The organism is Pseudidiomarina xizangensis (assembly GCF_052541995.1).
In genome coordinates, this window is the sequence record NZ_JBOBQA010000004.1 from 67,003 (window position 1) to 81,598 (window position 14,596).

The following is a 14,596-nucleotide window of genomic DNA, read 5'->3' on the forward strand; positions in this document are numbered from 1 at the left end:
TATTATTTGCCCTCATCTGACCAGCGGGATAAATTAAGCGCCTATTTTATCACCACTAGGAGGTCTCGTGCAGACGAGTCAAGCCAGTACAACACGATTTCAGCGACTGTTATACGCTTTTATCGCGTGTTTCTTTATGTTGACTGTTGTCGCTGCACAAGCCCAGTCCAGTGATGGGCAGCCCCCTATGGATGCTGCTATTGAACAACAGCTTGATACGATGCTCAATAGCAATCTAAGTGAAGCGGAAATGGGTGCGCGATTGCTTGGCATTATGGCTGAGATGCCTGCTGACACGCCGGTGATGACGCAGATCCGGGTGCAGTCCTATTTAGCGACGTCTTATGCCTATGAAGGCGATATCGAACAAGCTTATCGCTTATTAAAAGAGATAGAAGCACAAGCACAGAACAGCGGGTATGCCGACGCCCTGACCGAAGTTGCCGCAACCCGAATCTTAATCAAAATCATTGAGGGTAAGCTCACTGAAGCCTACACCTTAATAAATTCAGCGGTTGTGCCCGCCGCCAACGCGACTCTACCGCGTGTGCGCTACTTCGTGCACAACCTGATTGCCAGCGTCTACACGCAAAAGAGTCAAACTGAGCGCGCGTTAGAGCACCTTATCAAAGCATCTGATGCGGTCAATGAGACAGACTCAGCGCGCACGCCCGTGCGCCGCATCTATCTAAAGCTGCGTATTGCCGAAATCTATACCCAACAAACCCAGTATGAGCAAGCCCTGCAACAGCTCGATGAAACTGAAGAAATCATGATCGCAGAAGATCTTGAAGCAAGCTACGCCCCCGAAATTCAGTTCCAACGTGCCTACATTGCGACCGAGCAAGGAAATTTTGATCAGGCTTTTGATCTCTACCAAGAGTTAGAGTCGTTAATTAAAGATGATCCAATCCGGACAGCCATGCAGTCAACGGTACTGAACAACCTTGGCGATCTAGCCATACGCACCAGACGTTTTGAGTCCGGCATTGCCACCCTGGAGCAAGCACTTGCCATTGCGGAACAGCAGAAAGACGTGATTACTGAACAAACTGTTCGGTTCAACTTGGGTTTTATCCAAGTTCATTTGGGGAATTATGATGTCGGTCTTGAAGCGATGCAGAACGTCGTCGAACAGGCTCGTGGCGATTGGGTTAATCGTGAAGTTGAGGCGCTTTTAGGTGAATATGCTGAAGCGCTTACCATGGCCGGTCGCTATCAAGCTGCCAATGATGCATTGCTCGAACAACGTGAGTTACGGGAAACGGTATTTAATACCGAAATGCAAAAGAACGTCACCGAACTTCAGAACCTTTATGAATCAAAAGACAAAGCGCAACAAATTAAGCTTCTCGAACAGCAGAATGATTTAAATACACAAATGCTGCAGAATGAGCGCCAGCATCAACTCATTTTAGTCCTCGGAATTATTGTCGCCTTATTGTTCTCGATCTTGGCGTTTTATTTATACCGTGCCGCACGACGCTCAAACCTGGCACTTAAAGATGCTAACCGACGGCTGGCTGATCAATCGGTGCGTGACCCACTAACCGGATTATTAAACCGTCGGGCAATGCAGCAGGAACTGCAGCGCCAAGAAAAAGAAGGTGCCGCACATTCCGATGCGATGGTTCTTATTGATATTGACCACTTCAAGCGCATCAATGATAAGTTTGGCCATGCCGCCGGTGATGATGTCATCGTTGAAGTCGCCAGACGTTTGCAAGCAATATGCCGTGACAACGATAAAGTCATACGCTGGGGTGGTGAAGAGTTTCTTATTTACCTCACCAATGCTGACCACCAGGCACTACCACGCTTCGTCACGCGGCTACTCAATACTATTGGCGAAGAAGCGATCAGCACTAAAAACGCCGGTGACATTTCCATTACTGCGACGGCGGGTTTCATTAGTTACCCCTTTGCCAATTTAAGCGAAAAAGAAATGGACTGGGAAGCGACGCTCATGCTTGTCGATAAAGCACTTTATGCAGGCAAGGTTCATGGCCGCAATCAGGCTTGGGGCATCATGCAATTGAACGCCTCGAACCAACAAGCGCAAGCCATACTCGATAACGATCTTGCTGAAGCGATCGCGCAGAACATCGTCACCACTGTTACCCTGCATGGACCCAACATGAAACCTTGAGCATAAAAAACGCCGAGAAACATGTGTTTCTCGGCGCCTTAGTTTTATGCTCAATCTCAATAAGTAGAACTGCTACTGGATATCACTTAGCTGCTTAATGCCCATATTGTACAGCGTGAAGCCATAAATATCGGAATACTGCTCAATCGTCTTAGAGACTGGCGTTCCTGCACCGTGACCGGCATTGGTTTCGATGCGAATCAGCTGTGGATTCGGTCCAGTGTTCTTCGCTTGCAGCTCCGCAGCAAACTTAAACGAATGGGCCGGAACCACTCGGTCATCATGATCGCCGGTTGTAATTAGGGTCGCCGGATAACTTTCGCCCTGCTTCACGTTGTGCACCGGAGAATAACCATACAGGTACTCGAACATCGCTTTGCTATCTTCCGCGGTACCGTAGTCGTAAGCCCAGCCAGCACCGGCGGTGAAAGTATGATAACGCAACATATCGAGGACACCTACTGCCGGCAGCGCCACCTGCATTAGATCGGGCCGTTGGGTCATGACTGCACCCACCAACAAGCCACCGTTTGAACCACCCCGGAGCGCCAGGCGCTCACTTGAGGTATAGCCTTGATCGATTAAGTACTCGCCTGCGGCAATGAAGTCATCAAACACATTTTGCTTGTTCATTTGCGTGCCCGCATCGTGCCATTCTTTACCGTATTCACCGCCGCCACGTATGTTAGGAACCGCATAAACACCACCCAACTCGAGCCATAATGCATTGGTGATACTAAACGACGGCGTCCGACTAACGTTAAAACCACCGTAACCATAAAGCATGGTCGGATTGTTGCCATCCAGTTCCATACCCTTCTTGTAGGTAATGATCATCGGTACTTTGGTGCCATCTTTCGAGGTGTAAAATACCTGCTTGGACTCGTAGTTATCGCTATTAAAGTCGGCTTTCGACTTTTCATAGACTGTTGACTCACCGCTTTGCGGATCATAAGCGTAGATCGTACCTGGGGTGTAGTAATTGGTGAAGGTGTAATAAAGTGTCTCGGCATCATCTTTACCGTCGAACCCACTAACACTGCCAACACCCGGCAGGGCTACATCACGAACTTTGTTGCCGTCGTAATCGTATTGCTCGACTTTAGCAATGGCATCCACCATATATTCGGCAAGAATTGCGCCAGCACCGGTGCCAACACTCAACACATGCTCGGTTTCAGCAATAAAGTTCTGCCAGTTTTCTGTTTGCGGGGCTGACGCATCAACTGTTACTACACGCTTGTTTGGCGCACCAAGATCGGTAACCAAATAAAGCTTCGAACCCTTGTTATCTAATACCGAGGTATCAGCATCTGTATTGCCCTGAACCGTAACCAGCTGGCTGTTCGGGTCACTCAAATCCTTCAAAAACAACTTATTACCTGAGGTTGAGACCGCAGCGCTGATAAACAGGTAATTATCATCTTCAGTTACTTGCCCGCCTACGTATCGATGTTTCTGCTCTTCGGTGCCGCCAAATATCACTTGGTCATCCGTTTGGGCTGTACCCAACTCATGATAATAGAGTTTATGTTGGTCAGTTTTCGCTGATAACTCGCTACCGTCGGGCTTGTCATAGCTGGAATAGTAGAAACCTTCGTTGCCGTACCAAGAAATACCACTGAATTTGACGTCTACCAATTCGGGTTCGAGCTGCTCTTTGGTTTCGGCATCAATGACCACGATTTTGCGCCAGTCACTGCCTCCTTCGGAAATCGCATAGGCAGCAATTGAACCATCTTTGGAAAAGCTCAAGCTTGCAAGTGACGTGGTGCCGTCTTCGCTAAAGGTATTTGGATCAAGAAATACCTCGGTATTGCCTTGCGCATCGGTGCGGTAAACCACGTATTGATTCTGTAAGCCATCATTTTTGTAGAAGTAGGTGTAATCTCCCTCTTTGAACGGTGCGCTCACTTTTTCGTAGTTCCACATGGTACTTAAACGATCTTCAATTTTTTCGCGATATGGGATCTGTTCCAAGTAGTCAAAAGTAACTTCGTTTTGTCTTTTCACCCAAGCTTCAGTATCTTCACTGCGGTCATCTTCCAGCCAACGATACGGATCAGCGACCACAGTACCGAAATACTCCTCAGTAACATTGCCGCGAAAGGTCAATGGATAGGTAATTTGGGTGTTAACGGTTGTTGTTTTTTCTGCCACTTCGTTAGTGCTCGACTTTTGTTGCGGTGAGCAGGCAGCTAACACTGCCACGCTCAACAAAGTAATCCACTGCTTCATAAAATTGCTCCGTAAGGCTGATCGTTAACTCAAAGCTGGATGGGTATTGGCGAACCAGGCCTGCTGATTCATTGTAGTTAAGAAGCTTTGTAACTCGGGCCACTGATGAATATCGAGACGTTCGCGAAATTGTGCCCAACTTAGAAAACATGCTAATCGCAGGTGTGCATCATTGGTCGCATCGCCCACAGGCCAGTCGCGTTGATTTAACTCATCAAGAATACTGGTCACGCGCGACTGCTGGCGTTGTAGATACGACACCTGATCAACGGTTATACCGTCGCGCTCTAATAAAAATAAATTCACCGTGGTATCTAATGCGGTATTCACTAAACAATACAAGTCAAATTGCTCAGGATCTTGGCAAAATGGTTGTTCCGCTAAACTGCGAAGATAGCGTAAAATAGACGAGGAATCGTGCAGTTGTAGGCCATTATGACTAAAAAAAGGTACCCGCTGAGCCGGAGAGTGCTGCGCACTTTGGGCGTAATCGGTGGGTACAAATTCGAATTGCTGTTGATGTTGCGCCAGCACAATACGGCAATGACGTACAAAGGGTGAGGTATAGCTGCCAAATAGTTTCATCTTGGTTCCTGAAAAAAGCTAAGCTAGGACAAACTCACAAGAGAGTAGCATAATGAAAAACGCCATACAGTATTTACTTAAAGGTCTGGCAATCTTGTTGCCGATCATTGTTACCATTGCACTCGTCCGCTGGTTACTGGTTACCATTGAAACCTGGCTAAGTCCCATTTGGCTTGCGGTTTTGGGCGAGACCTATTATTTCCCTGGCCTGGCATTTATGAGCTTTTTGGGTATCGCTGCCCTCGTTGGTTTCAGCTCGCGCTGGCGATTCGTTAATAGACTCTGGCTATTGCCCGGCGATCTGATGAACAAAATGCCACTGCTCAATAGCTTGTACGGCACCATCAACGATGTTTTCGATATGATGTCAGGCAAAAACTTTGCCCAAGAGTCGGTGGTGATGGTAACAATGCCTGGCGGGGATTTAAAACTTATCGGCATCATCACCAAAAAGAGTGGTGAAAAAGGTGACCGTCTGTCGGAATGTCTGGATGAGGACCAGGTCGCAGTGTTTTTGCCGATGAGTTACAATGTCGGCGGCTATATGGTGATGGTGCCGCGTAGCTGTATTGAACACCTCGACATGAGCCCGGCTGACGCCTTGCAATTGACAATAAGCGGCGGGCTGGGAAAGAAAAGTTCTAACGCCAAGGAAGAATAAATGGCCTACCTACCCTGTGTTGAAATCGAACCTGATCAAACAGCTAATCGCAGTGTCATCTGGTTGCATGGCCTTGGTGCCGATGGTAATGATTTCACGCCTATTGTGCCTCTTCTAAAAGCACCAGCAGGCGCGCATGTGCGCTTTGTCTTTCCGCATGCGCCGCAACTACCCGTAACCATCAATGGCGGCATGCGTATGCCAGCCTGGTACGATATTTTATCGATGTCTATTGAACGGCAAGTGGATAGCGAGCAACTGCGCGCGTCTGCTCGCGCGGTCGGCGATTTGATTCGGCGTGAGATTGAGCGCGGCGTGAAGGAGGAACACATTATCGTTGCCGGCTTTTCTCAGGGCGGCGCGGTAGCTTATGAAGCCGCACTCTCCCACCCACAACGGTTGGCGGGGCTACTCGCGCTGTCTACCTATCTCGCAACACATGACAGTATTCAGTTGAGCACCGCAAACCGTCAGCTACCGATATTGATTCAACACGGTAGCCAGGATCCAGTAGTGCCTGAAGCTTTAGGCCAACTTGCTTACAATTGGTTATCCGATGCAGGGTACCAAGCTGAGTATCAGAGCTTTCCGATGCAGCACCAAGTATGCCAGGAACAACTCGTAGCCATTAATAAGTGGTTACAAGAAGTCTTGGCATAGTCGCTAGTCTAACAGCTGAAGCTTATCGGCCCACTGCTTAACCCAAGTCAAAGCCGTGCTGCTATTCGCTGTGCGAATGTTCACATGGCCAACTTTGCGCCCCGGCCGCGGCTCTTTATTGTACCAGTGGCATTGTGCGTCTTGATGATGCCAGAGCCCCGCCGGGATCTGTTTCGCGCCGATAACATTGAGCATCAGCGTAGGTTCAATGCGTAACTCTGGAAATGGCATGCCAGTAAGCGCGCGCAGGTGCAGATCGAATTGACTGCAATTAGCGCCACTCATGGTCCAATGGCCAGAATTGTGAACCCGTGGCGCAACTTCATTGATCAGCAATTGAGTATGCTCACCTTCGCCAACCACAAAAAACTCAATCGCAAACACACCAACATAAGAAAGTGCATCGGTTAGCCGGTGGAAGGCATCCTCAGCTTGTTTCTGTAACGCTTCTGGCACCTGCTCAATACCACCAAGACTGTAACTTAATATGCCTTGTGTATGCACATTGGTGATCAACGGATAACAACGAACACTACCGTCTTTACCTCGTGCTCCTACCAATGAAACTTCTTTTCCGAACGGGATCAAATGCTCTGCGATTCCGGGTTCGTTGCCGGCCTCTGCGACACAATTCGCAATGTCATCTCCTGGACGGAAACGCCACTGCCCTTTACCGTCGTAGCCACCACGCGCAGCTTTAAGCACTAAGGGTTGTTTCGCCTGGCGCAACAGTTTCTCAAGTTCAGTTGCCGTACCGTAACTTTGCCAAGGTGACGTCGCAACACGGCAATCATCAAAAAGCTTCTTTTCGGCTCTGCGATCGGTAAGGCTTTTGATTCGTGACGGGTCCATCAGGAACTTATCATGGGCAGCGGCGATGACGTCCGCTGGAATAGCTTCATGTTCCCAGCTCACTACATCTGCCCAGGCAATTGCCTCGCTTAAAGACCATGGTAAACTGACGTGCGCCGATAACGGCTTCACGTCATGGCTACGAGTGCTGTAAAGCAAACATTCGTGGCCGTAACCAATACCACTAGCACCAAGCATTTGCCCTAACTGGCCATCACCGACAAACAACACCTTCATGCGTCTGGTAGCTCCAATTTTGGACCATTCATCACTTTATTGCGTTGTGCGGTACGGAACGCATTCACGCTTTCACGTACCTCGGCATTTGTGGTACCGACGATTTGCGCCGCTAACAATCCAGCATTTGCGGCGCCAGCCTGACCTATCGCCAAAGTACCAACGGCGACGCCTTTGGGCATTTGCACAATCGATAACAAGCTATCAAGGCCTTTAAGTTGTTTACTTGGGACCGGTACGCCAAGCACTGGAATAGCGGTATAAGCAGCTAACATCCCTGGTAAATGCGCAGCGCCACCGGCGCCAGCAATAACCACAGGAACACCATCTTGCTCGGCTTGTTCCATGGATGATTTAAGAAGATCAGGGGTGCGATGGGCTGACACAACCTCGGCGCGCCACTCGACACCAAGATCTTTTAACATCTTCGCGGCGTGTTGCATGACGGGCCAGTCTGATTGCGAGCCCATTAGAATGAGTACGGGTGCCATGAGCTGCTCCTTTTTGAAAGGAGCGAATTGTAGCTAGCTGAATCGCTAGGTGCAAATTTATTGTGCGACTTTTAGCCGGTTACGCCCTTGGCTTTTCGCCTGATAGATTGCCGAATCTGCGGCACCGAGCCACTCTCCCCACTGTTGACCGGCTTTGAACTCAGCTAAGCCACCGCTTGCAGTGACCGTCACAGTAAGAGATTTCACGGCAAACGGGTCGTGACGAATTCGGTCCAGCATGTCGGTAGCGAGACCAGCCGCTTCCTTACGCCCAGTGTTCGGAAAGATAACCACAAACTCAGCGCCATTAGAACGAATAACAGTATCGCTCGCACGCGCGACACTGCGAATGCGCAACGCAGCTTCCTCTAATACTTTATCGCCAAATAGATAACCATAGCGATCATTAACAGTTTGAAATGAGTCCATGTCAATCTGCACCAGCGAAACTGGTTGTTTTGCGCGTTCCGCTTTATTAATTGCCTGCTGTACCATTTCACTTAAATACTCACGCTTGATACAACCGGTAAGTGAGTCCGTTGCAGCCGCTGAAAAGAGCTTACGCTGCATGCTCGTCATCATAATAAGGAATGCAGCACCTACACCGATCAGGACCAGCATAGAAACAGCCACGCGCCACGCATAATCAAACGGCAACACTTGGTAAATAACCGCCGCAAATAATGCGTAAATCAACATGATTACTAGTACAAAAATGGTCTTATCGAACATAAAGAAGACCATTGCCAAAATTGGATACATCCAATACACGCCAAGTATTCCGGCCGATTTCATGGAAACACTAACAAGCGTACCTAGACAACAAATCACTAAAAAATTAATCCATTGAGGTGCTAACTCATTGCGATATAAATAGCCAATTAAAACGAAGCCCATCGCCACACAGAAGAGTGCTGCGCCGGCCGCCCAGTTGGATTGCAACGCCGAATAAACCGCGGTACCAGCTATCACTATTCCGGAGCCGAAATAAATAGCGCGCATGGCTAATAATCGAAAGTGCTGCCACAAATCGAAGGTGCCTGAAGTCTGTGTCGCTGATAATTGATTCATAGTCGTACCTAATTAAGCTGTTAGTGCCACTTTACTCTTATCTGTTCTGAGTGACTAGTCATGTTGTTGCAGAGTCGGCTATGTCTGGGATGACTGCAACCCGAGCCTGATCACGACCCTTGCGTTTTGCCTCTAGTAAAGCTGAGTCAGCGGTATTTAGCCACTCTACCCAAGTTTGGCTTGCGTGTAACTCCGCCACACCTAATGACAGAGTGACATCAGCACTGGCGTTTTTACCGTTGAAACCGTGTTCAGCAACTAATGTTCGGATTTTTTCCGCAACCATTTGCGCTTCCTCTACTTTGGTTTCTGGCAAAACGATAAGAAACTCCTCTCCACCGACGCGAAAAATTTGATCGTTTTGTCGCAGAACGCTCTGTAAGCGTTCTGCAACTTGCTTCAAAACCTGATCACCAAATAGATGACCATGCTGGTCGTTGAGCTTTTTAAAATGATCGAGGTCGGCCATAATCAAGGTTGCCGGCCGCCCATAACGACGAAAACGATAGATAGCATCTTCCAATATCCCGGTTACCAAATGGCGATTTTGTAACCCGGTAAGCGTATCTGTGATAACCAGATTCCGGAGCAGTTTTTGCAGTTCACCTAGTAACACAACAAATACGGAACCCAACACGCAAATGATGACTAAGGTGGCAGCAATACGCCAACCATCGTCGCTCGGCATCACGTACATTGAAGTGGCACCAAAAATAATGGTCAGTGTCAGGGCAGCAATTATCCCCATAACACCGCTGAATAAGAAAAAGCAGGAAACCAGTAACGGATAGGTCCAATAAACGCCAATAGTACCGTTTTGGTAAATCGATATAACGGTAATTACCGTCAACAACCCAATAAAGATGATGCGCACTAGAATAGGAATGCGGTGCCCTTGGTAATACCAAGCCATGGCGGTAAAGAACACACCAGCAACCAAAATAATGAAAGCTTGCCCGATGTTACCCAGCAGAAACTGGGCAACAGATAAGCATAGCTCGGTAAGCCCGCCTGCCCACATAATATTGCCGGTGACTTTTATTTTAAAGGCTCGCAATAACTCATCGGCCGAACCACTTGTAATTATTTTTTGCGTCTGCGGCATGCTCAAAAATCCAAGTCCTTTGCAAGCAAAGCTATAGACAAGCTATAGGAATAGCAAGTGCTTTACGGCACAATAATATCCTCAACACTGTTAAAAATGTTTTGAGGATCCCCTATGCTGCTAAATGCTGCCGAATCTGTTGCTATTATAGTTGACGTGCAAGAAAAACTTGCGCCTGTTGTTCACCAACGCGACCAACTTATCGCACGCATGCGCTGGCTAGGCGAAATCGCCAACGAGTTGAACGTATCCATTGTTGTAACTGAACAATACCCCAAAGGCTTGGGTATAAGTGTAGACGATTTATCCGCAGTCATCGAAAATGCTCACGTTATTGAGAAAACGCACTTCAGTGCCTGGCAAGAACCCAATTTTATCGAGGTCATTAAACAACAGGAAAAGCGCCAGGTCGTGCTTATGGGGATGGAAGCTCATGTCTGTATATTGCAGACGGCGGTTGACCTGAAGCAAGCTGGCTACGAGGTTTTTGTAGTGGCAGATGCGGTTGGTTCGCGCCGCGATTCAGATAAGCAAACCGCATTGGAGCGACTACGCCAACTTGATATACAGATCGTTACCAGCGAAATGGTGGCTTATGAATGGATGCATCGTAGTGGCACAGATACATTTCGTCACATCACCAAAAACTGGATCCGCGGCTAAGTTTCAGTGATTACTGGGAAAGTTAATTTGACATGGCTTTAAATAAGCGTATACTCAACGCCGCTAGAAAAATTCGGCTGTCTAATTGTGGCCTGTTACGAAGTCTATTGTTGTACCTCGTTTTGTAAGTCCCAAGTATTACACGTATTTTTATTAGCAAGACCCTAGAATTCACATGCACTACGAGGAATATCAGCATGTCAACAGTAACTGGTAAAGTAAAATTCTTTAACGAAGCTAAAGGCTTCGGTTTCATTGAGCAAGAACAAGGCGCAGACGTATTCGTACATTTCAGCGCAATCCAATCAGACGGTTTCAAAACCTTAGCTGAAGGACAAACTGTTCAGTTCACTATCGCTCAAGGTCCTAAAGGCCCACAAGCTGAAAACGTTGTTCCTATGTAATTAGTTGCTCAGGCAACGTTTACTAGCAAAACAAATTTTAAAAAGCCGCACCTAGTGCGGCTTTTTTTGTCTCTGCATACTTTCAAAACTGTGCGGATTCAAAACTGTACCGTCGTGCGCAGCCTGGGCCTGTGACGCGGCCACACCGCCGCTAAGTAGCAAAGGCTACGACAACAGAACTTAACTTCTGCACGAACATAAACTGTTATCTCTACGTCACTCCGTAGAATTCGTTTTATCTTTTGCTGTTGCCTCCTGCTGACGTCGCTCAACCGCATCCTGTTCTGCGCTAAGGAAATCCATATCATCGAGTTCAACTTCCGGTAGTTCTTCACACACGTTACCGCCAAGCTGATTTACCGCGCAACACAGATCACTTACCTTTTTATCCAGAATGTGGACATGATCGAGCATACGACCAATAGCTGTTGCAACGGGATCTGGATTATCCGCCGAAATTGCATAGGCATCAAAACCATACTGTTTCGCCATGGCCTCACGGCGTTTGCTCTCTTCGGCGTTTTCCGGCGAACGTGCGACGCGGGCTGGAATACCGACCACCGTCGCTTCTGTGGGAACATCTCTGACTACAACAGCGTTTGAACCGATTCGAGCACTCTTACCAACATCAACAGGTCCAAGAACTTTGGCCCCGGCACCTATAACCACACCGTCGCGCAAGGTTGGGTGTCGTTTCCCTTGACTCCAACTAGTACCACCTAAGGTTACCCCATGATAGATGGTGACATCGTCGCCAATTTCGGCTGTTTCACCAATCACCACACCCATCCCGTGATCAATGAAAAAGCGGCGACCAATTTTCGCGCCTGGATGAATCTCTATCCCAGTAAACCACCGCGCTAAGGTCGACAAAAATCGTGCTAGCCAATAGCACCGCCACGTCCACAGTCGGTGGTTCAACCGATGCCACCATATCGCATGGAGACCCGGATACGTGGTCAGTACTTCAAACCAGTTACGTGCCGCTGGGTCGCGGGCATAGACGCTATTAATGTCTTCGCGAAGGCGTTTAAACATGAATCTGCAATCCAAATTGATGGGTGTCTCTTGGCTAGTATATCAATTTCCAGCCACTTGCGTTAATCGTGCTGGTTTCTGCGGTGCCTGCGCAAGCCCTAGCTTGATTTAGCAGCAAGGCAAGGCGTAAGGTGGAGGACTACGCAGACAACCAAGCAGAGGATCTTATGGCTCGAATTAAAAAACCGATGACATTGGCGGCATTAAGCACCAGTGTTTTACTTGCAATGGGTGTAGCACAGGCTGAAACCTTGATTTACGCTGGTCAACTGATTGACGGTACCGGTGCTGATGCACAACCCAATAAAACGGTGATTATCGATAACGGCCGCATTACTGGTATTGTCGACGGCTTTCAAAAAGCCGACGCTGACGATACGGTAATTGATCGCCGCAAGGGAACCGTAATGCCCGGCTTTATCGACATGCATACCCACTTGACCTCGCAGCTCGCGCAAGGCAGTTACATGCACAAATTCACTAAAAGTGGACCCGATGTGACACTTGATGCGGTTAATTACGCACACAAAACTTTAATGGCTGGTTTTACCACAGTCCGCGATCTTGGTGATTCGTACAACGCAAGTATCGCCTTGCGCGATGCCATTGCCGCCGGAAAAGTTGCCGGCCCCCGTATATTTACTTCGGGCAAGTCGATTGCAACAACGGGCGGACATGCCGACCCAACTAATGGCGCTAAAGAAGATCTTTATCCAAGCCCGACACCGGCGGACGGCGTTATTAACGGACCTTACGAAGCTCGTAAAGCGGTCCGCGCACGCTATCAGGATGGTTCCGACCTCATTAAGTTAACCGTGACCGGCGGCGTTCTAAGTGTTGCGAAAAGTGGTCAAAATCCCCAATTCATGATGGATGAAATTGAAGGCATCGTAAAAACCGCACGCGATTATGAAATGAAGGTTGCCGTCCATGCGCACGGTAAAGAAGGCATGTTGCGCGCCATCGCAGCGGGCGTCGACTCAATCGAGCATGGCACCTACATGGATCAGGAAGTCATGGACGCGATGAAAGCCAAAGGCGTTTACTATGTGCCGACCATCACCGCCGGTAAATCCGTTGCTGAACGCGCTGATATACCAGGCTTCTTCCCTGCAATCGTGCAACCGAAAGCGAAAGCAATTGGGCCGAAAATTCAAAGCACATTTGCCAAAGCATACAAGCAAGGCGTGAAAATAGCGTTTGGTACTGATGCAGGTGTATTCGATCACGGCGAAAATTATCGTGAGTTCGGTTACATGGTTGAGGCCGGTATGCCACCGCTAGAAGCCATTAAAGCTGCTACGCACGAAGCCGCCACGTTACTTGGCGTAATTGATGATTTTGGCACGATCACCGTAGGCAAACGTGCTGATATCGTTGCCGTCGCGGCCGACCCCCTGAAGAACATCGATGCTCTCGCTGACATCAACCTCGTCATCAAAGATGGGGAAGTAGTGAAGAACAGCGCTAACTAAAGTCCTTCAATAACTGGCGGACGTCGGCCAAAATGACGTCTGCCAGCTCTTTTTCATGACCTTCGCGCTCGTCATCATATTTCCGAATTTCGGCCTTAGGATACTGTTTACGCGCCTCGTGGGTCGGCATATGCTTTATGCGTTCGTACATGGTATGAAGCCCTGTGTAGCGCTGTGCATATTGAGGCTTACCTGGCTCAACTCTTAGGTCAAGTAACACCACCAAGCGCAACGCGCCTTCTGACAATGGACATTGCCCCTGGTCCATAGACTTCGCAATAGTGACAATACTCTCGTGCAGGCGCTCATTACGTTTTTCGATAGCTTTATCGCGGCGCTCATTCTGGGCGCGCAATTTGCTCAGCAAACGGCCGGCGATAAACGCCAACACTGCAACAATGATGACGGCACCAGCAAACACCAGCCACGCCCACCAAGGTAGATCACTCATCGTCGTCCTCCCAGTCATCATCTTCGTCGTCGACAGCAATGCCGAGCTGCTCCGCTAGCTGCTCAAAGCGTTCTGTACGCTCATCGACATAAGCCTCTTCGGCAGCGGTCAAGCTCTCCCCCGTTTCCATACGCTCTAGTAAAGCTTGCAGCTTCGTATCATTTTCCAAGGCCTGCAGTTCAGCTTGCGCTGCTGCGTGATTAAAGCTTGATGTTGTAGTTACGGCTTGGTCAGCATTCGGGTTCACCAGTTGCACTGGCTTTTTACTACCAAAACGAGGATCGTTTTGCTCAATCTGAGCTGAGCCCGTTTTATTCTTCACTGTCGTAACATTAAAGCGCGACCCTGGCTTCTGGCCTTTACCTTTGTGCTTGCTTGGTTCTGCAGCATTACGTTTAAGGTCAGCCTTTGGCCTGTTCGATAATGCCAGCGGCCCAGTTTTACGAGTCTTTTTTTTACGCGTCATAAATGAGGTCAGTTTCCAATAAGAAAGATAACGCGTAGTTTACCTGAGTA

The 14,596-nt window shown here is 48.5% G+C and carries 15 protein-coding genes; 6 read left to right on the forward strand and 9 right to left on the reverse strand.

All coding sequences use genetic code 11. The features are described from left to right. Positions 1 to 67: 67 nt before the first annotated feature. Positions 68 to 2,149, forward strand: a complete 2,082-nt coding sequence (locus tag ACQ5ES_RS09745; RefSeq protein WP_445016314.1) for a tetratricopeptide repeat-containing diguanylate cyclase — start codon at positions 68 to 70, stop codon at positions 2,147 to 2,149. Positions 2,150 to 2,221: 72 nt separating this feature from the next. On the opposite strand, the gene ACQ5ES_RS09750 is transcribed toward ACQ5ES_RS09745, so the two are convergent. Continuing rightward, positions 2,222 to 4,387, reverse strand: a complete 2,166-nt coding sequence (locus tag ACQ5ES_RS09750) for a prolyl oligopeptidase family serine peptidase (protein ID WP_445016316.1) — start codon at positions 4,385 to 4,387, stop codon at positions 2,222 to 2,224. A gap of 24 nt (positions 4,388 to 4,411) precedes the next feature. After that, positions 4,412 to 4,972, reverse strand: a complete 561-nt coding sequence (locus ACQ5ES_RS09755) for a glutathione S-transferase (protein ID WP_445016318.1) — start codon at positions 4,970 to 4,972, stop codon at positions 4,412 to 4,414. A 52-nt stretch (positions 4,973 to 5,024) separates the two neighbouring features. On the opposite strand from ACQ5ES_RS09755, the gene ACQ5ES_RS09760 reads away from it, so the two are divergent. Beyond that, a complete protein-coding gene (locus ACQ5ES_RS09760; protein WP_445016320.1) occupies positions 5,025 to 5,633 on the forward strand; it encodes a DUF502 domain-containing protein in 609 nt (202 codons plus the stop codon). Beyond that, positions 5,634 to 6,293, forward strand: a complete 660-nt coding sequence (locus tag ACQ5ES_RS09765; protein WP_445016322.1) for an alpha/beta hydrolase — start codon at positions 5,634 to 5,636, stop codon at positions 6,291 to 6,293. 3 nt (positions 6,294 to 6,296) lie between these two features. Here the strand turns inward: ACQ5ES_RS09765 and ACQ5ES_RS09770 are convergent, their stop codons facing one another. From ACQ5ES_RS09770 to ACQ5ES_RS09785, 4 genes are read right to left on the reverse strand one after another with little or no spacing between them, the layout of a single operon-like run. After that, positions 6,297 to 7,382 (reverse strand): ATP-grasp domain-containing protein, encoded by a 1,086-nt coding sequence (locus ACQ5ES_RS09770; protein ID WP_445016324.1) that lies wholly within the window; start codon positions 7,380 to 7,382, stop codon positions 6,297 to 6,299. After that, the gene (gene purE / locus ACQ5ES_RS09775; RefSeq protein ID WP_445016326.1) at positions 7,379 to 7,873 is read right to left on the reverse strand and encodes a 5-(carboxyamino)imidazole ribonucleotide mutase; all 495 of its coding nucleotides are present in this window, start codon (positions 7,871 to 7,873) and stop codon (positions 7,379 to 7,381) included. Before purE ends, ACQ5ES_RS09770 begins: the two co-directional genes overlap by 4 nt. Before the next feature lie 57 nt (positions 7,874 to 7,930). Then, positions 7,931 to 8,944, reverse strand: coding sequence for a GGDEF domain-containing protein (locus ACQ5ES_RS09780; protein ID WP_445016328.1), 1,014 nt, complete (start codon positions 8,942 to 8,944; stop codon positions 7,931 to 7,933). Positions 8,945 to 9,002: 58 nt separating this feature from the next. Beyond that, positions 9,003 to 10,049, reverse strand: coding sequence for a GGDEF domain-containing protein (locus ACQ5ES_RS09785; RefSeq protein ID WP_445016330.1), 1,047 nt, complete (start codon positions 10,047 to 10,049; stop codon positions 9,003 to 9,005). A 114-nt stretch (positions 10,050 to 10,163) separates the two neighbouring features. Between ACQ5ES_RS09785 and ACQ5ES_RS09790 the strand changes: the two genes are divergently transcribed. Together ACQ5ES_RS09790 and ACQ5ES_RS09795 are read left to right on the forward strand one after the other, a co-directional pair. After that, positions 10,164 to 10,712: a hydrolase gene (locus ACQ5ES_RS09790; protein ID WP_445016332.1), complete on the forward strand. Its 549-nt coding sequence runs from the start codon at positions 10,164 to 10,166 to the stop codon at positions 10,710 to 10,712. Between the two features lie 197 nt (positions 10,713 to 10,909). Next, positions 10,910 to 11,116, forward strand: coding sequence for a cold-shock protein (locus ACQ5ES_RS09795; protein WP_034733468.1), 207 nt, complete (start codon positions 10,910 to 10,912; stop codon positions 11,114 to 11,116). A gap of 216 nt (positions 11,117 to 11,332) precedes the next feature. Here ACQ5ES_RS09795 and cysE read toward each other — a convergent pair whose 3' ends face one another. Next, a complete protein-coding gene (gene cysE / locus ACQ5ES_RS09800) occupies positions 11,333 to 12,154 on the reverse strand; it encodes a serine O-acetyltransferase (protein WP_445016334.1) in 822 nt (273 codons plus the stop codon). 176 nt (positions 12,155 to 12,330) lie between these two features. Here cysE and ACQ5ES_RS09805 point away from each other — a divergent pair, with 176 nt between their 5' ends. After that, positions 12,331 to 13,629 carry a metal-dependent hydrolase family protein gene (locus tag ACQ5ES_RS09805; RefSeq protein ID WP_445016547.1) on the forward strand — a complete coding sequence of 433 codons (1,299 nt, stop codon included), beginning with the start codon at positions 12,331 to 12,333 and terminating at the stop codon, positions 13,627 to 13,629. On the opposite strand, the gene ACQ5ES_RS09810 is transcribed toward ACQ5ES_RS09805, so the two are convergent. Beyond that, positions 13,622 to 14,080, reverse strand: a complete 459-nt coding sequence (locus tag ACQ5ES_RS09810; RefSeq protein ID WP_445016336.1) for a DUF2489 domain-containing protein — start codon at positions 14,078 to 14,080, stop codon at positions 13,622 to 13,624. The genes ACQ5ES_RS09805 and ACQ5ES_RS09810 overlap by 8 nt on opposite strands. Further along, on the reverse strand, positions 14,073 to 14,546 hold the full coding sequence (gene yihI / locus ACQ5ES_RS09815) for a Der GTPase-activating protein YihI (protein ID WP_445016338.1): 474 nt from the start codon (positions 14,544 to 14,546) through the stop codon (positions 14,073 to 14,075). Before yihI ends, ACQ5ES_RS09810 begins: the two co-directional genes overlap by 8 nt. Between the last annotated feature and the right edge of the window lie 50 nt (positions 14,547 to 14,596).